The organism is Mesorhizobium sp. L48C026A00 (assembly GCF_000502375.1).
Taxonomy (GTDB): domain Bacteria; phylum Pseudomonadota; class Alphaproteobacteria; order Rhizobiales; family Rhizobiaceae; genus Mesorhizobium; species Mesorhizobium muleiense.
The window spans coordinates 11,694-31,663 of record NZ_AYWU01000028.1 but is presented as its reverse complement, the minus strand read 5'-3'; the positions used below and the strand labels follow the sequence as shown (position 1 = coordinate 31,663).

The following is a 19,970-nucleotide window of genomic DNA, read 5'->3' as shown; positions in this document are numbered from 1 at the left end:
TCAGAAACGCGGGACGAGCATGCCGGCATCGGCCGGGATCGACAGTCCGGTTGTGTAGGGAAGCCGGCCTGTCGCCAGCGACGCGATCAATGTGCCAACCTCGTCCGGTTCACCAACACGCGGGAAGAGCGTGAGTCCCTGGGCTGCCCGTTCGCGATATTCCTCGATCACAGGTGCGGTCATCTCGGTGGCGATCAGGCCGGGCTGGACGTCGTAGACGGCGATGTTCTCCCGCCCGAGCCGGACGGCAAGCGTTTTTGACACCATGGCGGCAGCGGCCTTCGAGGCACAATACTCAGAACGATGCTCCGCCACAGCAACGGCATTCGAGGAGGTGACATTGACGATCGAATGGAAGAGCGGCGGCCGCGCGCGTGCAAGAAGACGACGCGCGAAGGCCTGGCTCAGAAAGAACATGGCCTTCGTGTTGACGGCAAAGCACCGGTCCCAGCTCTCTTCCGAGACCTCCATCATGTCTCCGCGCTTGAGCGCGCCGACACCGGCATTGTTGACGAGGGTGGTAAGCGGTCCGAGTTTTTCCTCGACCGCATCGATCGCCGCACCGTGACCGCCGATCGCAGCGACATCGAACGCGGCGGCGGCGACGGGGACGCCATGGGCGGCGACGCGCTCGACCGCGGCGGCAAGTTCGGCGTCCTCAGCCGGCCCGTTGACGGCGACCGCAAATCCTTCCTTCGCCAAAGCTTCAGCAACGGCAAGGCCGATGCCGCGCGAGGAGCCGGTGACGAGCGCGACCGGCCGGGCGGACGCGGCGCTCATGCCCGCGCTCCCTTCTTCAGCAGTTCGCGCGCTATGATCATGCGCTGGATCTGGTTGGTGCCCTCGTAGATTTGCGTTATCTTGGCATCGCGGTAGAGCCGCTCCACCTCGAAGCCGCGGATATAACCGGAGCCGCCGAAGACCTGCACTGCATCGGCGGTACGCTGGACGGCCATGTCGCCGGCAAAGCACTTGGCGATGGAGCAGGCCTTGGTCGCATCCGCGCCGCTGTCGATTTTAGAAGCGGCAGAGTGGACGAGCAGGCGTGCGGCCTCGATGTCCTTCGCCATGTCGGCCAGAAGCCATTGCACGCCTTGGAAGTCGGCGATCGCCTTGCCGAACTGCTTGCGTGTGCCGGCATAGTCAAGGGCGGCCTCCAAGCCAGCCTGCGCGATACCGACGGCGAGTGACGCAATGCCGACGCGCCCCTTGTCGAGGACCGACATCATCATGTGGAAACCGCGCCCCTCGGTGCCGAGCAGGGCATCTGCCCGAAGGCGCACATCGGTGAAGTTCAGTGCGCCGACCTGGCTGGCGCGCTGACCCATCTTATGTTCCTTGGGGCCCCTCTCGACGCCAGCCGAATGAAGGTCGACGACGAAGATGGACATGCCGCGATTGCCGGCTTCCTTGTCGGTCCTTGCGAGCACGAAGCCGTAATCGGCCACCGGCGCATTGTGGATCCAGATCTTGCCGCCGTTGAGCCGCCAGCCGTTTCCGTCGCTCTCGGCCGTTGTGCGGATGCCCGAAACGTCGGTGCCGGCTTCCGGCTCCGTGATGCAATAGGCGACCTTCGAGCGCATGCCGAGAATATCCGGCAGCATCGTCTGCTGGCGTTCCGTTCCATGGCGGACCAGCAGGGTCGATATAAGTTCGATCAGGCCGCATTGGTCGGCGACGGAAGCATAGCCGCGGCTCAACTCCTCCATCACCAGGGCATAGGTCAGCGTGTCGAAGCCTGGCCCGCCGAGGGCTTCCGGCACGCCTATGCCGAAGAGGCCAAGCTTTGCCATTTCGTCATAAAGAACCGCCGGGAAGCGCTCCTCGCGATCCAGTTCCTCAGCCACGGGCCGGATCATTTCGTCGGCAAAGGCGCGCGCCATCTCTCGCACCTGCTCCTGCGTTTCAGTGAGATACATGGCCCTCGCCTCTCGTCTAGTAACTATCTGGTTATATACATTCCCCGGCCGCAAGACGTCAAGGCGGAAAAATCTGTGACCGAGAAGGAAGCTGCTTGCACAGTCGTTTGGTCCGTGCTTATTTATTCACCATCTGGTTACTTAGGGAGGAGAACCATGCACCCTGGCGAAAAAAGGAAATTCGGCCGAACAGAACTTGACGTCACGACGTTCGGCTTTGGGACCGCGCCCCTCGGCAACATTTTCCGCGAGATCGACGAAGCCACATCCGGGGCTATGTTCGAACGCGCATGGGCCGCCGGCGTGCGGTTCTTCGACACCGCGCCGATGTATGGCCACGGCCTTGCCGAACTGCGCACCGGCCATGCCCTGCGCTGGAAAAACCGCGACGATTTCGTAATGTCCTCCAAGGTCGGCCGCCTGCTGCGCCCGGCACGGCGCGACACCATCAACTTTGCGCCGTGGACGAATGCTGCGCCCTTCACCATGCATTTCGACTACAGCTACGATGGCACGATGCGCGCCTTCGAGGACAGCCTCCAGCGTCTGGGGTTGGAGCGGATGGACATGTGCTTCATACATGACATCGACGTTTTCACACACGGGAGCGAGCAGCCGGAAGTTTTCGAGCAGGCGATGGACGGCGCCTGGCGGGCGCTGGAGCGGCTGCGCTCGGAAAAGGTCGTGAAGGCGATCGGCGTCGGCGTCAACGAATGGCAGGTCTGCCATGAGGCCCTCCGCCGTCACGATTTCGACTGCTTCCTGCTGGCCGGCCGCTACACCCTCCTCGAACAGGACGCGCTCGACGCGTTCCTTCCGCTGTGCGAGGCACGTGGCGCGGCGGTCGTCGTGGGCGGCGGCTTCAATTCGGGAATCCTTGCCACCGGCGCGAAGGAAGGGGCGAAGTACAATTACGCGCCGGCGCCGCGCGACATCCTGGAAAAGGTCGCGAAGATCGAGGTGGTCTGTGCGGCGCATGGCGTGCCGCTGGCCGCCGCCGCACTGCAATTCGTGCTCGCCCATCCTGCCGTACCCTCTTTCATGGCGGGCACGCGCACGGTCGAACAGCTTGACCACAACCTTGCCTGGTTCTCCCATCCGATCCCGGCAGAGTTCTGGGCGGATCTCAAGACGAAGGGCCTATTGCGCGAGGACGCACCCGTTCCGGGCTGAGCTCGCATCAGCCCGCGCTGCAACAAGCGGCGCGGGCAACCTCTAACGGATCAGGATTGCCCTGAAGTCATTGATATTGGTTCCCGTCGGGCCGGGCACGAACAGGTCGCCGAGACGGTGGAAAGCCGTCCAGGCGTCATTGCCGGCAAGCAAGACGGCCGGATCGGCCCCTTGCTCACGCAACCGCTGCGTGCTTGCGCCATCGGCAAAGGCACCCGCATTGTCCTCTGAGCCATCGATGCCATCCGTATCGGCAGCAAGTGCCGCGAAGGGAACCCCTTCGCCAGCGAGCGCGAGCGACAGCAAAAACTCCGTATTGCGCCCGCCCTTGCCACCTCGCTTGATCGTCACGGTCGTTTCGCCGCCGGAGAGAATGGCGACCGGGCGCACGAACGGGCGGTCACGGCTGGCGACCTCGCGGGCGATGGCGGCGTGAACACGCGCGACGTCGCGCGCCTCGCCCTCGATGCTATCCGACAGGATGACGGCGGGCACGCCAAGCGCTTTCGCCCGTCGTGCCGCAGCCTCCAGGGAGAGACGCGCGGAAGCGATGACGTGGACGTCATGACCGGCAAAGACCGGGTCATCCGGCGACGGCGACTGCCCCTCATCTCCACCAAGCCAGGACTCGATCCGATCCGGCAGCTTGATGCCCCATGTCTTGACGAGCGCGCGCGCCTCTTCTCGATTGCTCCCATCCGGCACGGTCGGCCCACTGGCGACCTGTGCCGGGTCGTCGCCCGGCACATCGGAGACGACGAGCGTCACGACCTTCGCGGGATGGCAGGCGGCGGCAAGCCGTCCGCCCTTGATGCCGGAGACCTGTTTGCGGATGGCGTTCATGACGGAAATCGGCGCGCCGCTTGCAAGAAGCGCGCTGTTCAGGGCCGCCTCATCCTCCAGCGTCAGAGGCCCGGGCGGGGCAGGCAGAAGCGCCGAGCCGCCGCCACACATCAGAGCAACCACGAGATCATCCTCGGCCAGCCCTTTTACAGCATCGAAAAGCGCTTGAGAGGCTTCAAGTCCCGCAGCATCCGGAACGGGATGGGCCGCTTCGAGCACACGGATCTTCCGGCAGGGCGCGGCGTAGCCGTAACGTGTCACCACAACGCCTTCCAGCGGGCCTTGCCACAGCCTTTCGAAAGCCGCGGCAAGCTGCGCGGCGCCCTTGCCCGCGCCGATAACGACCGTTCTTCCCTTGGGAAGCGCCGGCAGATATGCGCTCAAGGCCTTTTCCGGATCGGCAGCCTCAACCGCGGCACGAAAGAGCTCTGAGAGAAAGTCTTTGTCTTCGGGCTTCATTAGACCGCCATAGTTCAGGATTTCGGGCAATCGGGCGCTATTTGCCGAAACGGGCCGGTCGCCTCTGCCGGTATGCGGCAAGCCCCTCGGCCAGATCGTCGGACTTTGCCGCCACGGCGCCGGCCAGCGCCTCAACGACCCGCTCGCTTTCCTCGCCTTCGGCCGCGTTGATCAGCATCTTCGTCAGCTCCGTTGCTCGCGGAGATCGCTTCAGCACGCGGGCTGCGGCGTCCTCTGCGGCGGCGCCACCCTCGCCCGTCGCCACGACCTGATCGACGAGCCCGAGCGCGAAAGCCTGCTTAGCAGAGTAGACTTCGCCAAAAAGCGCCATGCGGCGGACAAGCTGCGTGCCGAAGCGGCGCGAGGCCCGCTGCGTGCCGGACCAGCCGGGAATGACCCCGAGGCCGGCCTCCGGCTGGCCGATCTTCACATGCGCCTCGGCAATGCGAAGGTCGGCGCAGGCCGCAAGCTCGAGCCCGCCGCCGAGCGCATGTCCGTTCAGAACGGCGATCAGCGGCACGGTGAGACGTGCCAGTGCATCGAAGGCATCATGCCCATCGCGGAGCCAGCGCCGCGAGAAAACATCCGCATCAAGGCTGCTCCACGCCTCGATGTCGCCGCCCGCGCAGAAGGACCGCGCCCCCTCGCCCGACAGGATGGCGACGCGCGCATCCGAGCCCTCGATAGTGCGGCAAGCCTGCAAAAGAGCGTGGATCATCTCGCTGTCGATCGCGTTCAGCTTTTCCGGACGGCGGAGTGTCAACCGGGCGATGCGGCCCTCGATGACGAGGTCGATCCGCGGGTCGCTCACAGCGCGAGCCCCATGGCTTCCGGCCGGAAAAGCGCATCGTCCATGGTCTTGAGCGTCTCGGAGACACGCAGCGGCGTCGCCGCCCGGTCGAGGACATCGCGCTGGAGATGAAGCCCGGGGGCGATCTCGGTGACGACCAGTCCGTCCTGCTCCAGGCGGATCACGCAGCGTTCCGTGATATAGGTGATGTCCTGGCCCTGCGCGCGCGCACGTTTTCCGGAAAAACTGACCTGATCAACTTTTGGCACGAACTTGGCGATGCGGCCCTCCATGTCGATCACCAACCGGCCGTCCTCGATGTGCATCTTGGCGCCTGCATTGAAATTGCCGGAGAAGACGATTTTTTTGGCACGCGACGTGATGTCGACGAAACCGCCGGCGCCAGCGGTGCGGTGTGGCGTTGCCGCCAGGCGGCTGACATTGACCGAGCCCTCGGCGTCGATTTCCAGGAAGGACAGTAGCGAGCAGTCGAAGCCGCCAGCCTGGAAATAACAGAACTGGTGCGGCGATGCGACGAAGGCCTCGGCATTGGAAGCGCAGCCGAATTTGAAATCAAGAAGCGGGATGCCGCCGACGGCGCCCTGCTCGATTACCCATGTGATTTTGCCGTGATGCCCTTCCTCGATGAGGATGCGCGGCACGTTGGCCGAAATGCCGAAGCCGATATTGACGGCCCAGCCATCCTGCAGTTCCCGCGCCACGCGGCGGGCGATGACCTTGCCAACATCGAGGGCCGGCAGGCGGAAGGTTTCGAGCGGCCGGAAGAGCTCGCCGGAAATCGCCGGGTCATAGGGCGTCGCCGTCGTCTGCAACTGATCGGGCGCCTCGACGATGACGTCGACGAGGATGCCGGGGACGCGCACGTCATGGGGCCGCAGGGTGCCGCTGGCCGCCACCCGCTTGACCTGCGCTATGACCAGACCGCCGGAATTGCGGGCGGCCAGCGCCATTTCCATAGCGCCTAGCGTCGCGCCCTCCTGTTCGAAGGTCAGGTTGCCCTTCTCGTCGGAGGTCGTCGCGCGGATGATCGCAACATCGGGGCGAAGCGCCGGGAAATGCAGCCAGTCCTCTCCCGCGAACGAAACCCGCTGAACGAGCGGCTCGGCGCGCGCACTCGCATTCATCGCGCAGCCTTCCTGATCGGGATCGACGAAGGTCTCCATGCCGACCTTGGTGAGCACGCCCGGGCGCTTGGCGGCGCCCTCCCGGAGCATGTCGAAGACGATGCCGGAGGGCACGTTCCAGGCGGCGAGCTCCTCATTCAGGATCATCTGCCAGACCAGCGGCGGCTCGGCATTACTTGGCCCCGAGGGATAGGAGCCGCCGATGATCTTCACCAGCATGCCCGGCTTGGCGATGTGGTCGACGCCGCGGGTACCGAAGAAATCGCCGGCCGCGATCGGGTGAATGGAGGTGAGGCCGCGCGGATGGCCTTCGCGATCAAAGCGTTCGCCTAGCGCCTTGAGAACGGCGTCAGGGCAACACAGGCCCGACGAAGAGTTGACTGCAACGACCGCACCATCCCTGACGAGTTGGGCCGCCTCCTCCGCGGTCTTCACCTTCTTCATCGACTTCACCTCCGTTCCGCATTGCATTAAGTAACTAACTAGTTATAGATTAAACACGGCCTGGGCAATCAGACAAGCAGGATTTTTTCGCGTCGACCCGCATGGCGCCATCGATGCTCCCAGACAGCCAAGGAGGAGGCATGAACATCTATTTCCAGAAGAGCTTTCAGCGCGGCTTCGGCACCTTTCCGCTGAACGGAGACGACCTCAGACACGTGATCGATGCCGCCATCGGCGCCGGTTACCGAGCGTTCGATACGGCGCAGATGTACGGCAACGAGGCCGATACGGGTGCGGCACTCGCAGTCTGCGGCGTCGCGCGGGAAGAGCTCTGCATTACCACGAAGGTGCATCCGGACAACTATTCAGAAGAAAAATTCCTGCCCTCGGTCGAGGCCAGCCTGAAGGCATTGCAGATCGATCGCGTCGATGCGCTTCTCCTGCACTGGCCGCCGGCAGACGGTGACGTCGCGCCATCCCTGCGCCTCCTGCAATCCGCCCGGGACAGAGGTCTTACGGATGCCATCGGCGTCTCGAACTATACCGCACGCATGATGAATGTGGCGCGCGCCGTGGTCGAAGGACCGCTCGTCACCAACCAAGTGGAGTTTCACCCGCTGGTCAACCAGCAGAAGCTCCTCGCCGCCGCATCGGAGACGGGCATCCCGCTTTCCTCCTACGCGTCCATCGCCCGCGGCGAAGTGTTCAAGCACCGTCTGTTCGCCGAGATCGGCAAAACCTACGGAAAATCTGCTGCACAGGTTGTGCTGCGCTGGACTCTCCAGAAGGGTGTGCCGCTCAACACGATGTCGACGAAGCCGGAAAACATCCGGGGGAATTTCGACATCATGGATTTCACGCTGTCGTCCATCGACATGGACAGGATCGACGCCCTGAACGCGACCGGTTACCGCATTGTCAAGCCGGGGCAACTGCCCTGGGTCCCCCAATGGGACTGACGCAAAAGGGCGGCCGCAAGGCCGCCCTTTTGCTTGAGACGCCTCGATCGATCAGGCATTGCCGCGGATCATGTCCGATGCCTTTTCGCCGATCATGATCGTCACCGCATTGGTATTGGAACCGACGAGGCTCGGCATGGTGGAACTGTCGCAGATGCGGATGCCATCGAGGCCGTGGACGCGCAGTTGCGGGTCGACCACCGACATCTCGTCCCTCCCCATCTTGCAGGTGCAGGTGGGGTGATAGGAGGTACGCCCGTATTGGCGCGCATAGGCGACATAGTCTTCCGGCGTGCGCACGTTTGTATCGGGAAAACGCAACGTCTTGATGTATTTCTGCAGGGAAGGCTGGCCAAAGATTTCCTGGCTGATCTTCACGCCTTCAGCGGAAATCCTTACATCGTCGGGGTCGCCGAGGAAGTTCGGATCGATAACGGGCAAAGCGCGCGGATCGGCCGAGCGCAAGGTCACGGTTCCGCGCGACTTCGGCCGAAGCGTATAGGAGTTGAGCGTGATGCCGGACGCGCCCTTCGGCACGCTCGGTACGCCTGCCTCCGCCCCCGCGCCCGCAAGGAAGTGGAACTGCAGGTCCGGGGTCGGGCTCGCCTCGTCGCCATACCAGAACGCCCCACCCTGCACGACGTTGGAGGTGATGCGGCTCGCCTTGTCGCCATACCAGAACGCCCCACCCTCCACGAGGTTGGAGGTGATGGGGCCGGACTTGAAGAGCGTGTACTGAATGCCTGCCCAGATCGACCAGTGCAACTTGTTGTATTTGTCGAGGCTATCGTGGTTCTTCAGTTCCGCGACGATGTCGACGCCGAAATGGTCCTGGAGGTTCTGCCCTACGCCGGCCATGTCCTGCACCACCTCGATGCCGTGGCTTTTGAGCGCATCGGCCGGCCCGACGCCGGAGAGCATCATCAGCTTCGGCGTGCCGATGGCGCCTGAAGTAAGAAGCACTTCGCTTTCCGCCCGCGCCGTCGTGCGGTTGCCGCCGGCCTCGTAGTCGACGCCCACCGCACGGCGTCCCTCGAAGACGATGCGCATGACAAGCGCACCGGTGACGACCGTCAGGTTCGGACGCTTCAGGGCCGGACGCAGATAGCCGACGGCCGCCGAGCAGCGCCGGTTGTCGCGCGTCGTCGTCTGGTAGACGCCCGCCCCCTCCTGCACCGGGCCATTGAAATCCGGATTGTAGGGAATGCCGAACTCCTGGCAGCTCTGCACGAAGGCGCGCGTCATGCGTTGCGGCTCGGGGATGTTGGAGACGCCGAGCGGGCCATCCGTTCCATGCCAGGCACCGGAGAGGATCGAATTGCCCTCCGATCGCAGGAAATATTTCTGGACGTCCTTGAAGCCCCACCCTTCCGCGCCTTCCTCGACCCAGCGGTCATAATCGGCGGGCACACCGCGCGTGAAAACCTCGGCATTGATCGACGACCCGCCCCCGAGCACCTTGGCCTGCGCGTAAAGGATCTCACGGTTATTGGCATGCTTCTGGGGCGCGGTCTTCAGGCCCCAGGTGAGCGGCCCCGTCGTCATCTTGGCGAAGCCGACTGGCATGTGGATGAGCGGATTGGTGTCCCGCCCGCCTGCTTCGATAAGGCAGACCCGCGCCGAAGGATTTTCCGACAAACGCGCCGCCAGCACGCACCCGGAGGTGCCGCCACCGACGATCACATAGTCATAGCCCGCGGACATCATGCGATCCAATGCGTGCGCTTGCCGATCTCGACGTGAACGGACTTCACCTGCGTATATTCCTCCACGCCGTACATGCCGGCCTCCCGGCCCCAGCCGGACTGCTTGAAGCCTCCGAGCGGCATTTCCGGGCCGCCCGCCATGATCGTGTTGACCCAGAAGCGTCCCGCGCGAACGCGGCGGCTCACCGTTAGTGCCTTGTCGATATTCTTCGTCCAGACACTCGCCGCTAGTCCGTAGACGGTGTCATTGGCGAGCTGAACGGCTTCTTCCAAGGTATCGAAATGCATGGCGCACAGAACGGGGCCGAAAATCTCGTCGCGGGCAATCGCCATGTCCCGGGAAACCCCGGAGAACAGCGTCGGCGCGATGTACTGCCCGCGACCAAGATCGATCGCCTCGCCACCCGTCAGTAGCTTAGCGCCTGCCGCCTTGCCCTTGGCGATATAGTCGAGGATCGTGGCGTTCTGCGCCTCTGTCGTAATGGCCCCGACCTGAGTAGCCTCGTCCAGCGGATCGCCGACGCGGATCTTCTTCATTTTTTCGACGAGCAGCTTTTCGAATTCGGCGGCGATGGAGCGCTCGACGATCAGGCGCGAGGAGGAGACGCAGCATTGCCCGGTGTTAAAGCTGATGCCGAAGGCCGCGCCGTCGGCGGCGTCTTCCAGATCGGAATCGGCGAAGACGATGATCGGGTTCTTGCCGCCAAGCTCGAGGCCGAGCTTCTTGAAGTTGCTGTCGGCAGCAGCGTGGACGCAGGACCGACCGACCGCCGTCGAGCCGGTGAAGGACAGCATGTCGACGTCGGGATGCTCTGACAGGGCCTGGCCAATCGTGCGGCCGGAACCGGTGATGACATTGTAGACACCCGCCGGAAGGCCTGCTTCGGCGAATACCTCGGCGAGCAACAGCGTGGTCGCCGCCGTGACTTCCGAGGGCTTCACCACCATCGTGCAGCCCGAGGCGAGGATGAAGGGTACACGCTCGCACAAGATGAGGAACGGGAAGTTCCAAGGCGTGATGAGGCCGACGACGCCGATCGCCTCGCGCAGCACCATGCCGAACAGGTCGTCGCCGAGAGAATTGAAGCTATCGCCATGCAGCATGCGCGCCGCACCGGCGCCGACTTCGAAGCAGGCGATGCAATGATCGATTTCACCGCGCGCTTGAGAGATCGGCTTGCCGTTTTCCAGTGCTTCCCAATAGGCGATCTCGTCGCGGCGGCGGCGCAGGATTTCAGCAACGCGGAGCAGGACGCTCCCACGCGCGGCCCCCGAAAGACCTGCCCAGCGGCGATCCTCGAAGGCACGGCGTGCGGCGGCAACGGCGACGTTCAGATCATCGACCGTGCAGCGAACCGTGCGCGTGACCGGCGTGCCGTGGCCCGGCGAGGCACGCTCGAAGTGATCGGCCCCGTCCTTCCACTGCCCGTCGACGAAGAAGCCGAAGTCGCGCGCTGCAGTCGGGGGAGAAAGGAACGTGTTTTTCTGGTCCATTTGATGCTCCGCTTTGATATTTTTTACGTCGCGATGGCGATCTGCGTCTTCAGGTGTTGTGGCCGTTCACTCAGCGTCGCGAAGGCCTCCTGGATCCGCTCCAGCGGATAGCTCGCCCTCGTGAAATCGTCCGTGCGGAACCGGCCGTGCGACAACAGGGTCAGCGCGTCGTGCACATCCTCGCCCATGCCGGCGACGGACCCCTTCAGGCTGCCTTCTTCCAGAACGGTGCGAAGGATGTCGATGGTCACCGTTTCGCCGGGTGGCGTGATGCCGAAGAAGGCGACATGCCCGCCGCGCCGCGTCAGATCAAACGCCTGCTCGTAGAGTTTCCCGTTGCCGACGCTTTCGATCACCAAATCGGCGCCGCGCCCGCCGGTCATCTCCAGCACCGTCTGCTTGACAAGAGCAGGATCGGAGACGGCCGCATCCGCGCCTGCCTCGATCGCCATCCGGCAGCGGTCGGCCGAGAGATCGGCGACGATGATCGGCGCTGCGCCGACGAGACGCATCATCTGGACATGCAGGTTGCCGATCGGCCCGGCGCCGAAGATGACGACCGACTGGCCGAAACTGACCTTTGCCTTGCGCGCCGCGCGAACGACGCAGGCGACCGGCTCGGTGAGGACGAGAACTTCGTCAGTGATGTCAGCCTCAACGGGGATCGCGAGGCGCGCGGGCACGGCGACGAATTCGGCGAAAGCCCCATCCCTGCCGATGCCGACCTGGGTGACCTCGGCGCAGTTCAACACCTCATTACGCCGGCACCAGAAGCATGTGCCGCAACCGATATTAATGTCGACGACCACGCGCGTACCAGGCGCCAGATGGCGCACATTGGTGCCGATCTCAGCAATCGTCCCGCAGAACTCATGGCCGGGGATCAGCGGCAGCCGATCGGCGGCATAGTGGCCGTTGAAGATATGAATATCTGTGCCGCAGATGCCGGTGCGTTGTACGCGCACCAGAACATCCTCCGGGCTGATAGGCGGCAAGGGGACCTCGCGGACATCGAAGCATTTCGGGGCGGTCAAGACGGCGGCGCGCATGGTCCTCATAGCCGCCCCTCACTTCACGGTGCGCAGCTTGGCGCGGTCGATCGTCAGCGCGATGGCGACGATCAGCACGATGCCGAACACCATCTGCTGGCGCGTCGCGTCGATCTCGAGATAGAGCATCGAAGCACGGATGACGGCGACAATGAGCGTGCCGACGACCGTGTTGACAATGCCGCCGACGCCACCCGTCAGCGGGGTACCGCCGACGAGCACAGCAACGATAGCCGGCAGGAGAAAACCATTGGCGATCGTCGGCGCACCGCCCGAAAGTTTGACCGCGAAGAGCAGGCCGGCGATGGCGGCGAGTGCGCCCGAGATCGCGAAAGCAAGAATCTTGTAGCGGGCGACATTGAGGCCTGAGGCCGTGGCCGCGAGTTCGCCGGCACCGACGGCCTTTAGGGCACGGCCAAGCGTCGTGCGACGCTCGATGAAGAGGCAGATCGCGACGAGCACGGCGGCGATCAGCAATTCATGCGGCACGCCCCAGGTACGGGTGATCATCCAGCCGAAGGTCTCGTTGCGCTGAACGGCGTCCATATTGAGTGCGCGCTGGCCGGAGAGCCATTGCGCGATCGAAAAGGCGACACCGCCGACGGCGAGTGTGGAGATAAAGGACGGCACGAAAAGCCGTGTGGTAACGTAGCCTGAGAGCATGCCGAGCAGGAAGCCGGCGAGAACGCAGACCACGGCGACCCAGGCGCCCATCGACGCGAGGTAAACCGAGGCAATGACGGTAACCATGTTGGCTATCGACTGGGCCGACAGATCGATCCCGCCGATATAGATCGCGAAAGTAAGGCCGAGTGCCATGATGAAGAGCGGTACGATATCGCCGGCAAGGCCGAGGAGGTTCGACGGCCGCAGGAAACCCAGGTCGGTGATGCCGACGATCGCGACGAGCACGACGAGCGTGATCCAGGGCAGGTGCGGTTTGAGTCGCTGAATATCCATGTTGTCCCTCAGATCATGTAGTGCAGCAGATCATAGGGCGTGGGCTTCGCGCCCGGCTCGCCGGCGAATTGCTTTTGGATTCGCCCGTCCTTTACCACGATGATGGTGTGCGACAGCCCGATCGCCTCTTCGAGCGTATCAGCGACCAGCACGATGCCGACGCCCGCGGCGCTCATGGCACGGATCATATCGTAGACATCTTCCTTGGCCCCGATGTCGAGACCGCGGGTCGGGTGGTCTAGCAGCATGATATCGGAGCCGCCCGAGCGCCATTTGGCGAGCACGACTTTTTGCTGATTGCCGCCCGAGAGATTGCCGCAATCAGCCAATTCCGAATGTGCCTTGATCGACAGTTTCTTGATCCAGTCGCGGGCCAGCGCCCGCTCCTCGCTAACGCGCAAGACCCCACCGCTCGAATGGTTTCGCATCTGCGAAAGCGTCATGTTCTCGTAGACGTTCATGCCTGCGACGATGCCTTCAATCTTGCGTTCGCGGGGCACATAGCCGACGCCATGGGCAACCGACTGGCGCGGGGAATAGTCATTGGCGTCAGCGCCCTTGATCTTGAGACGCCCAGTCGCTGGTGTGAGCATGCCGTAGATCGTGCGCAGGATCGCCTCGCGCCCAGAGCCTTCCGTACCGACGAGACACAGGACTTCACCGGCATGAACTTTAAACGAGATGTCCTCGATGCGGCCGGGCAGGCCCACACACGCCAACTCGACCAGCACCTTTCCACTGTTAAAGGGCTTCTGCAGATGCTCGCGGTAATATTGCTTGTCGACGTTACGGCCAACCATCTTGTGCTGGATCGCCTCGGCAGTCGCGCCGCCGCGGGTCACCACATCAACCACACCACCGTCCTTCATGACATAGATGCGGTCGGAAAGCTCCATCACCTCATCCATGCGGTGCGAAACGAAGATGAAGGAGGCCCGCGTCGTCAGCTCGCGGACAAGTTTGAAGAGCAGCTCAACTTCTTCCTTCGACAGAACTGAGGTCGGCTCGTCGAGCAGGATGACGAGATCGCCCTGAACCCGCTCCTCCAGCGTCAGAACCTTTGCGAGTTCCACGAGCTGGCGCTGGGCGAACGAGAGTTTGGACGTCACCATGGCAGGGTCGATGTCGAGCTTGACCTTGGCGAGCTGCGCCTTTGCCGCAGCTGCCATCGACTTCCAGTCAACGACGCCGAAGCGGACAAACTGACGTTCGTAGCCGAGGAAGATGTTCTCCATGACGGTCAGGTTCGGAATCAAGGACTGTTCCTGGAACACCATCCCAATGCCCTTTTCCATGGCTTGGCGCGGATTGGCGAAGCGCACGGCCGTACCGTCAATGAGTACTTGCCCTCCATCCGGCTGATAGGCACCGTAGATGACCTTCATCAGCGTGGATTTGCCGGCGCCGTTTTCCCCGACGAGGCCGACGATCTCGCCACGCTTGATATGGAAGTTGATGGATTTCAGCGCGTGGACGCCGGGGAATTTTTTGTCGACAGCTTTGAGTTCGTACATGGCGCGCCTCACTTCACAAAGGATACCATCTTGCGGTCGGTGGAAAGTACGACAGCAAGAATGACGAGGAGGCCCAGCACTCCGTCCTGAAGGAAATCGGGCAGACCGATGACGACCATGCCATTGTCGATGACGTTGACGATAAGCACGCCGACAAGCGCGTTCCACACGCCGCCGATGCCGCCCCAGAGCGCCACGCCGCCGACCACCACAGAGGTGATGGAAACAAACATGAAGTTTGCGCCGGTCACGGATTCCGCCTGACCGATGCGGGCGACCACGAGGATCGCGCCGATGGCGTAGAAGACGCCGGCGAGCGCAAAGCCGGTGACGCGGACGCGATTGACGTTGAGGCCCGAGGCGTGAGCGAGGTCCTCGCCGCCTCCGACAGCGTAGAAATTGCGGCCGAGCGTCGTGTAAGTTTGTATGAACCAGCCGACAAAAAGGAAGAAGGCGGCGACATAGACCATCAGCGGGAAGCCGAGCCAGCGCACCGTCAGCAGGCCGCGGAAGGCCGCATCGCTGACCTTCACGATGTCGCCACCGGTCAGCAGGATCGCAGCACCCGTGCCGACGAAGCCCATGGCGAGGCTTGCCATGAAGGATGGAATTTTTAGTTTCACATGCACCAGCCCGTTCAGAAGCCCGATTGCACCGCCGAGAAGGAGTACCAACGGGATAGCAATCCACCCAAGACCTCCAAGCGAGCCGCCCAGTTGGGCGAAGATGAAGGCGAAGCAGACCGCCGTAAGTGAGACTGTTCCTTCCATGGAAAGGTCAATCGAACCCATGACGATGATGAAGGTTACGCCTACGGCAACCATCAGTGCCGGGGCTGCCGCGATCGCGATACGGGCAAAGTTCCGCAAGGAAAAGAAAGTGGGGTTGAGCGCAGTGAAGAAAATCACCAGCGCAATCAGCACCAGGAGCGGCGCCCATTTAATCAAGGTTTCGCGCGAAAGGCGACGTGTCACGTCAGACACCCCTCTAATGAATTTCGTAGGAGACGTGGCGGCAGCGCGTAGGGCTGCCGCCGTACCCATCATCAGGACTTATACTGGATCTGGCCGTTGGACGGGCCCCAGAAGTCCTTCCAGTCGTAGGTCGGCACGGAATCGAGGTACTTCGCCTTGAATTCGGCCGCGTCCTTCGCCGTAACGAGGACCGTCGGCCCATAGAATTCACGATGCTCCTTCGGCTCCTCGGAAGGTTTGAAGGTACCGATAGCCGCGTGGTAGGCAAGCGCAGCGCTGATGCCGCCGCCCCAATGCGGATTTGTAAACACGGTTGCGAGCAACTGGCCATCCAAGACCATCTGCACGGCCTCGGGATTGCCGTCGTAAGCGACGATCGGCATGTTCTCGATGCCCTCGGCACGCAGCGCCTCGATGACGCCGTAGGCGATGTTATCATTGGCGCAATGCACGCCCTTGATCTTGTCACCGTAGCGCGTCAGGAACGACGCCATCAGGGCAGCGCCCTTCTGGGTGTCCCAGTCGGCCGGCTGGGCATCGAGCAGCTCGATCTTGGGGAAGTCCTTCAGGGCGTTCTTGAGACCGTTGAGGCGCTCGACGGCCGGATTGTTGGCCGCGATGCCGCCGAGATGGACCACGCCACCCTCACCGCCCATTGCTTTGAAGAGAATGCGGGCGATTTCTTCCGCAGGTTTTTCGTCCGACCAGGTCATATGCGAGACGTAGTTGTCGCCAAAATCCCAGGGATGCAGGTCGTCGGTCTTGTTCCAGATCGTTGACACATAGGCGCCGGCAGCTTGAACGGCTTCAACGACAGGACGGGCGTTCGGACTGTCATTGGCATCGCAAGCGATCGCGCAATTGCCGTTATTCTTGGCAAGGAACGCCTTGATGTCGGCAAGCGACTTTTCCGAGGAGCCCTCGTTGATAAGGCTGATGAGTGCACTTTTCGGCTTGCCGAGCGATTCCAAGAAGGCCTCGCCGCCGGAGACGACAGAGTTCCAGTATGCCGACGCGCGGTCGCGGTAGCTCCAGGCAATCGCCGGGTCCGTCAGAGCGGCGCGGGCCACACCACCGCCCCAAGGCCCCGGAACGGCAGCCGCACCCATACCTGCCGCCGCGGCGAACAGGAAATTGCGACGGCTGATCGTCTCGCGCTCGATGAAATCCTTGATAAAGGTCGACATTGATTCCTCCCAATCCTCGATTGAAACGCTTTCCGCGTCACGACTAGCGCTACCGCCGACGAGGAGAGCCTCGCCTTCGGGCGAAGCGCTCCGGCATGACCACGCCATTTAACGCACTAACTAGTTACTTCTTTTAGTTTGCCCAAGTCAAGCGGTTTCAGTATGATCACGACAAGCAATCGCGTTAAACGCCTTTTGACGGACGACGACGTGCGTGTATGAGTTGCAGAAAAGAAATCGTGACCGCGGTAGAGGGCAGACGGCAGAACATGACGGGCGAAGAAAAGGAAAAGCCGGGACGAAAACTACGCATTCGCGACGCGGAAGCGACCAGAGCCCGCATTCTCGAGGCGGCAAAAAAAGAATTTGCGAAGAATGGCTTAGGTGGAGCGCGTGTCGATGACATCGCGGAAAAGGCGAAGGCCAACAAGCGCATGATCTACCACTATTTCGAGAGTAAGGAGGGTCTGTTCCAGACCATTCTCGAAGAGGCGTACCTCGACATTCGCAGAGCCGAGCAGAAGCTGCAGCTCGAGGAGCTAGACCCTAAGGCAGCGCTCGAAAAATTGGTGCGTTTCACCTGGCAATATTATCTGAAGAATCCTGAATTCCTTACGCTCGTTAATAGCGAAAACTTGCATCGGGGCCGGCATCTCAAGAAGTCGGAGATCGTAAAGGTTTCCAGCCGTAAGCTCGTCAACATGGTCTCGAGTATTCTCGAGCGTGGCGTTAAGGCTGGCGTGTTCCGCGACGGCGTTGATCCCGTGCAACTCAATATCACCATCGCCGCCGTGGGCTATTACTATCTAACGAACCGCTTTACCGGCTCAATCATTTATGAGCGAGACCTGATGGCCAAGGACGCCCTGGAGCAGCGCATACAGTTCAACATCGATACGATCATGCGGCTTGTCGCCCGGTAGGCAAGCAAGAGGCCTGACACGAGCCCCGGCAAGCCTTGGCACGACGGACCAATTCTGTTGCCTGCGCTTAAAGATTTCAGCAGCTCAAGACATGAAGCGACAGGATCAAGGACGTCGCAGCTGCGGCCGGCTTATTGGTCGCAACGGTGTCCTGTATGTTGTCAGGAACTGGGCGGGTCTCAGCGGCAACAAAGAAGCGCGTGCTCGAAGCGGCTGTGGCCATCGGCTTCATTCGCGACGCTTCGGCAGCCAGGCTGCGAACCGGCAAGTCAAATCTTGTCGGCGCCATCTCAACAACATCGTCAATCCATTTTTCAGCGAGCTCGTAGCGTCGCTGGAAGCCACCGTCTATGAAACGGACGCTTGACCCTGCTGGCAACCGCACAGAACGGCGCCGTCGACAGGAGCGCCTCTTGGCGTCGATGATCGCGCAGGGCGTCGGCAGCATTGTCCTGTCCCCCGTGCGCGGCAGCCATAGCGCAGGATGTCGCCCCTGCCCTTGCACACGGCCTGCCGCTCGTGCTCCGATAACATTCTGCAGGGCGCATCCTTGATCCGGAATTGACGACGGTCGATTTCCCATCAGCCCTGATCGGCCGATCGGCTGGAATCGCCCTGCGAAGGGCAGCTTCGAGCGTCGCCCCGCCCCACGCCACCGGCTGGACCCTGTCCTCGTTCGACGCGACTCCGTCATCGCCGCATGAAGCTCTTTGCCGCCTGAGCTTTTCGCTTGACTATCAGACAACGATGGTTAATCGTTCTAGGTAACGGACTAGTTACATACTAGGCAGCAGCGATGGGGTCGGACTACATTATCGTCGGCGGCGGTTCGTCCGGATGCGTGATCGCCGCTCGGCTCGCAGAAGATGCGGAGGTCCTGCTGCTGGAAGCCGGCGGGCGTGATAAGTCCGTTCTCTTCCACTGGCCGGCCGGCTTTGCCAAGATGACAAAGGGTATCGCCAGCTGGGGGTGGTCCACCGTGCCGCAGCGGCACCTGCGCTATCGCGTGCTCTGGTTCACACAGGCACGTGTGATCGGCGGCGGGTCGAGCATCAACGCGCAAATCTACACCCGGGGCAACCGTCGGGACTACGACGCCTGGGCAGAGGAGCACGGTTGTCCGGGCTGGGCATACCGCGATGTCCTGCCGTATTTCCGGCGGGCCGAGGGCAACGAACGGTTCTCGGACGCTTTCCATGGGATTGATGGCCCGCTGGGCGTGTCGATGCCGCGGGCGACCCTGCCGATCTGCGACGCTTTCGTTCGAGCCGCGCAGGATTGGGGAATGCCCTACAACCCCGATTTCAACGGGCGCTACCAGGCCGGCGTAGGCTTCTGTCAGCTAACGCAACGGAATGTGCGGCGGTCATCTGCCGCCGTCGCCTGTCTGCGCGAGGCGGAGTCGCAGACGAGCCTCTCCGTTCGAACCGATGCCCAGGTGCGTCGGATCCTCATTTCCGCAGGGCGGGCAACGGGGGTTGAGATGATGGACGGGACCGTCCACCATGCCCGCCGCGAGGTGATCCTGACGGCCGGCGCCATTGGTTCGCCGCGCCTCCTGATGGCGTCGGGGATCGGGCCGGCGAACCACCTCGGCGCGGTCGGCGTCAAGGTCCTGCACGATCTGCCGGGCGTGGGAGAAAACCTGCAGGATCACCTCGATATCTGCGTACTCGCCGAATGCACGGGACCGCATTCCTATGACGGGATCCTGCGGCCCGACCGGATGATCGCCGCCGGCCTGCAATGTCTCGCCCTGAAATCTGGGCCCGTGGCCTCCTCGCTCTTTGAGACGGGCGGCTTCTGGTATGCCGATCCGGACGCCGACTGGCCCGACATTCAATTCCATCTCGACCAGGGCTCGGGCATCGAAAAGGGCGTCGCCACGATCGAGGGTTGGGGCATCACCCTCAATTCGGCCCATATGCGCCCGAAGTCGCGCAGCACAGTGCGCTTGGCGTCCTCCGATCCTGCCGCAGCGCCGCTGATCGACCCGAATTACTGGTCCGATCCGCACGATCGTGAAATGTCGCTGCGCGGTCTGGAGATGGCCCGCGAGATCCTCCGCCAGCCGGCGCTGCGCCCCTACCTGCGCCGGGAAGTGCTGCCCGGCGAGGCGACGAAGGATAGCGAAGCCCTGTTCGACTATGCCTGCCGCATGGCGAAAACCGACCACCATCCCGTGGGCACCTGCCGTATGGGGACGGACGACATGGCGGTCGTCGATCCGGAACTGCGCGTCCGGGGGATTGAAGGCCTGCGGGTCTGCGATGCCTCGATCATGCCGCGGATCAACTCGTCGAACACCAATGCGCCAACAGTGATGATCGGTGAAAAGGCCAGCGACCTCATTCGGGGCCGCCCGCCTCTTTCGGCCGCGGATCTCGCCGACACCAACAACAACCGGCGCGCACTGGCCTGATTTTTGAGG

17 protein-coding genes are annotated in these 19,970 nt (G+C 62.7%); 4 read left to right on the top strand and 13 right to left on the bottom strand.

The window, feature by feature from the left end:
- Window positions 1-780 carry a 3-ketoacyl-ACP reductase gene (locus tag X738_RS73525; protein ID WP_023802625.1) on the bottom strand — a complete coding sequence of 260 codons (780 nt, stop codon included), beginning with the start codon at window positions 778-780 and terminating at the stop codon, window positions 1-3.
- On the bottom strand, window positions 777-1,919 hold the full coding sequence (locus X738_RS73520) for an acyl-CoA dehydrogenase family protein (protein WP_023802624.1): 1,143 nt from the start codon (window positions 1,917-1,919) through the stop codon (window positions 777-779). The genes X738_RS73525 and X738_RS73520 overlap by 4 nt, the downstream gene beginning before the upstream one ends.
- A 156-nt stretch (window positions 1,920-2,075) precedes the next feature.
- On the opposite strand from X738_RS73520, the gene X738_RS73515 reads away from it, so the two are divergent.
- Window positions 2,076-3,092 carry an aldo/keto reductase gene (locus X738_RS73515; protein ID WP_023802623.1) on the top strand — a complete coding sequence of 339 codons (1,017 nt, stop codon included), beginning with the start codon at window positions 2,076-2,078 and terminating at the stop codon, window positions 3,090-3,092.
- Window positions 3,093-3,134: 42 nt separating this feature from the next.
- Here X738_RS73515 and X738_RS73510 read toward each other — a convergent pair whose 3' ends face one another.
- The 3 genes from X738_RS73510 to X738_RS73500 are packed head-to-tail and all read right to left on the bottom strand — an operon-like array spanning window position 3,135 to window position 6,773.
- Window positions 3,135-4,394 (bottom strand): glycerate kinase type-2 family protein, encoded by a 1,260-nt coding sequence (locus X738_RS73510; protein WP_023802622.1) that lies wholly within the window; start codon window positions 4,392-4,394, stop codon window positions 3,135-3,137.
- A 37-nt stretch (window positions 4,395-4,431) separates the two neighbouring features.
- Window positions 4,432-5,205: an enoyl-CoA hydratase/isomerase family protein gene (locus X738_RS73505; RefSeq protein WP_023802621.1), complete on the bottom strand. Its 774-nt coding sequence runs from the start codon at window positions 5,203-5,205 to the stop codon at window positions 4,432-4,434.
- Window positions 5,202-6,773: an acyl CoA:acetate/3-ketoacid CoA transferase gene (locus X738_RS73500; RefSeq protein WP_023802620.1), complete on the bottom strand. Its 1,572-nt coding sequence runs from the start codon at window positions 6,771-6,773 to the stop codon at window positions 5,202-5,204. The genes X738_RS73505 and X738_RS73500 overlap by 4 nt, the downstream gene beginning before the upstream one ends.
- A gap of 140 nt (window positions 6,774-6,913) precedes the next feature.
- Here X738_RS73500 and X738_RS73495 point away from each other — a divergent pair, with 140 nt between their 5' ends.
- Window positions 6,914-7,732, top strand: coding sequence for an aldo/keto reductase (locus X738_RS73495; RefSeq protein ID WP_023802619.1), 819 nt, complete (start codon window positions 6,914-6,916; stop codon window positions 7,730-7,732).
- A 51-nt stretch (window positions 7,733-7,783) separates the two neighbouring features.
- Here X738_RS73495 and X738_RS73490 read toward each other — a convergent pair whose 3' ends face one another.
- The 7 genes from X738_RS73490 to X738_RS73460 form a co-directional block, all read right to left on the bottom strand.
- Entirely contained in the window at window positions 7,784-9,436 is a 1,653-nt protein-coding gene (locus X738_RS73490; protein ID WP_031256402.1) for a GMC family oxidoreductase, read from the bottom strand.
- The gene (locus X738_RS73485; RefSeq protein WP_023802617.1) at window positions 9,436-10,932 is read right to left on the bottom strand and encodes an aldehyde dehydrogenase family protein; all 1,497 of its coding nucleotides are present in this window, start codon (window positions 10,930-10,932) and stop codon (window positions 9,436-9,438) included. Before X738_RS73485 ends, X738_RS73490 begins: the two co-directional genes overlap by 1 nt.
- Before the next feature lie 23 nt (window positions 10,933-10,955).
- On the bottom strand, window positions 10,956-11,990 hold the full coding sequence (locus tag X738_RS73480) for a zinc-dependent alcohol dehydrogenase (RefSeq protein WP_023802616.1): 1,035 nt from the start codon (window positions 11,988-11,990) through the stop codon (window positions 10,956-10,958).
- A 9-nt stretch (window positions 11,991-11,999) separates the two neighbouring features.
- The gene (locus tag X738_RS73475) at window positions 12,000-12,941 is read right to left on the bottom strand and encodes an ABC transporter permease (RefSeq protein WP_023802615.1); all 942 of its coding nucleotides are present in this window, start codon (window positions 12,939-12,941) and stop codon (window positions 12,000-12,002) included.
- An 8-nt stretch (window positions 12,942-12,949) separates the two neighbouring features.
- The gene (locus tag X738_RS73470; RefSeq protein ID WP_023802614.1) at window positions 12,950-14,455 is read right to left on the bottom strand and encodes a sugar ABC transporter ATP-binding protein; all 1,506 of its coding nucleotides are present in this window, start codon (window positions 14,453-14,455) and stop codon (window positions 12,950-12,952) included.
- An 8-nt stretch (window positions 14,456-14,463) separates the two neighbouring features.
- Window positions 14,464-15,429 (bottom strand): ABC transporter permease, encoded by a 966-nt coding sequence (locus X738_RS73465; protein ID WP_023802613.1) that lies wholly within the window; start codon window positions 15,427-15,429, stop codon window positions 14,464-14,466.
- 71 nt (window positions 15,430-15,500) lie between these two features.
- Window positions 15,501-16,616, bottom strand: a complete 1,116-nt coding sequence (locus tag X738_RS73460) for a sugar ABC transporter substrate-binding protein (RefSeq protein WP_023802612.1) — start codon at window positions 16,614-16,616, stop codon at window positions 15,501-15,503.
- A gap of 269 nt (window positions 16,617-16,885) precedes the next feature.
- Between X738_RS73460 and X738_RS73455 the strand changes: the two genes are divergently transcribed.
- The gene (locus tag X738_RS73455) at window positions 16,886-17,539 is read left to right on the top strand and encodes a TetR family transcriptional regulator (protein WP_023802611.1); all 654 of its coding nucleotides are present in this window, start codon (window positions 16,886-16,888) and stop codon (window positions 17,537-17,539) included.
- 76 nt (window positions 17,540-17,615) lie between these two features.
- On the opposite strand, the gene X738_RS89810 is transcribed toward X738_RS73455, so the two are convergent.
- Window positions 17,616-17,987, bottom strand: coding sequence for a hypothetical protein (locus X738_RS89810; RefSeq protein ID WP_023802610.1), 372 nt, complete (start codon window positions 17,985-17,987; stop codon window positions 17,616-17,618).
- A 348-nt stretch (window positions 17,988-18,335) separates the two neighbouring features.
- On the opposite strand from X738_RS89810, the gene X738_RS73450 reads away from it, so the two are divergent.
- The gene (locus tag X738_RS73450; protein WP_023802609.1) at window positions 18,336-19,961 is read left to right on the top strand and encodes a GMC family oxidoreductase; all 1,626 of its coding nucleotides are present in this window, start codon (window positions 18,336-18,338) and stop codon (window positions 19,959-19,961) included.
- Window positions 19,962-19,970: the final 9 nt, after the last annotated feature.

Bases quoted from the DNA above. Each gene is read 5' to 3' on its own strand.
- X738_RS73525 (WP_023802625.1), bottom strand. From the start codon at position 780: ATGAGCGCCGCGTCCGCCCGGCCGGTCGCGCTCGTCACCGGCTCCTCG.
- X738_RS73520 (WP_023802624.1), bottom strand. From the start codon at position 1,919: ATGTATCTCACTGAAACGCAGGAGCAGGTGCGAGAGATGGCGCGCGCC.
- X738_RS73515 (WP_023802623.1), top strand. From the start codon at position 2,076: ATGCACCCTGGCGAAAAAAGGAAATTCGGCCGAACAGAACTTGACGTC.
- X738_RS73510 (WP_023802622.1), bottom strand. From the start codon at position 4,394: ATGAAGCCCGAAGACAAAGACTTTCTCTCAGAGCTCTTTCGTGCCGCG.
- X738_RS73500 (WP_023802620.1), bottom strand. From the start codon at position 6,773: ATGAAGAAGGTGAAGACCGCGGAGGAGGCGGCCCAACTCGTCAGGGAT.
- X738_RS73495 (WP_023802619.1), top strand. From the start codon at position 6,914: ATGAACATCTATTTCCAGAAGAGCTTTCAGCGCGGCTTCGGCACCTTT.
- X738_RS73490 (WP_031256402.1), bottom strand. From the start codon at position 9,436: ATGTCCGCGGGCTATGACTATGTGATCGTCGGTGGCGGCACCTCCGGG.
- X738_RS73485 (WP_023802617.1), bottom strand. From the start codon at position 10,932: ATGGACCAGAAAAACACGTTCCTTTCTCCCCCGACTGCAGCGCGCGAC.
- X738_RS73480 (WP_023802616.1), bottom strand. From the start codon at position 11,990: ATGAGGACCATGCGCGCCGCCGTCTTGACCGCCCCGAAATGCTTCGAT.
- X738_RS73475 (WP_023802615.1), bottom strand. From the start codon at position 12,941: ATGGATATTCAGCGACTCAAACCGCACCTGCCCTGGATCACGCTCGTC.
- X738_RS73470 (WP_023802614.1), bottom strand. From the start codon at position 14,455: ATGTACGAACTCAAAGCTGTCGACAAAAAATTCCCCGGCGTCCACGCG.
- X738_RS73460 (WP_023802612.1), bottom strand. From the start codon at position 16,616: ATGTCGACCTTTATCAAGGATTTCATCGAGCGCGAGACGATCAGCCGT.
- X738_RS73455 (WP_023802611.1), top strand. From the start codon at position 16,886: ATGACGGGCGAAGAAAAGGAAAAGCCGGGACGAAAACTACGCATTCGC.
- X738_RS89810 (WP_023802610.1), bottom strand. From the start codon at position 17,987: ATGCTGCCGACGCCCTGCGCGATCATCGACGCCAAGAGGCGCTCCTGT.
- X738_RS73450 (WP_023802609.1), top strand. From the start codon at position 18,336: ATGGGGTCGGACTACATTATCGTCGGCGGCGGTTCGTCCGGATGCGTG.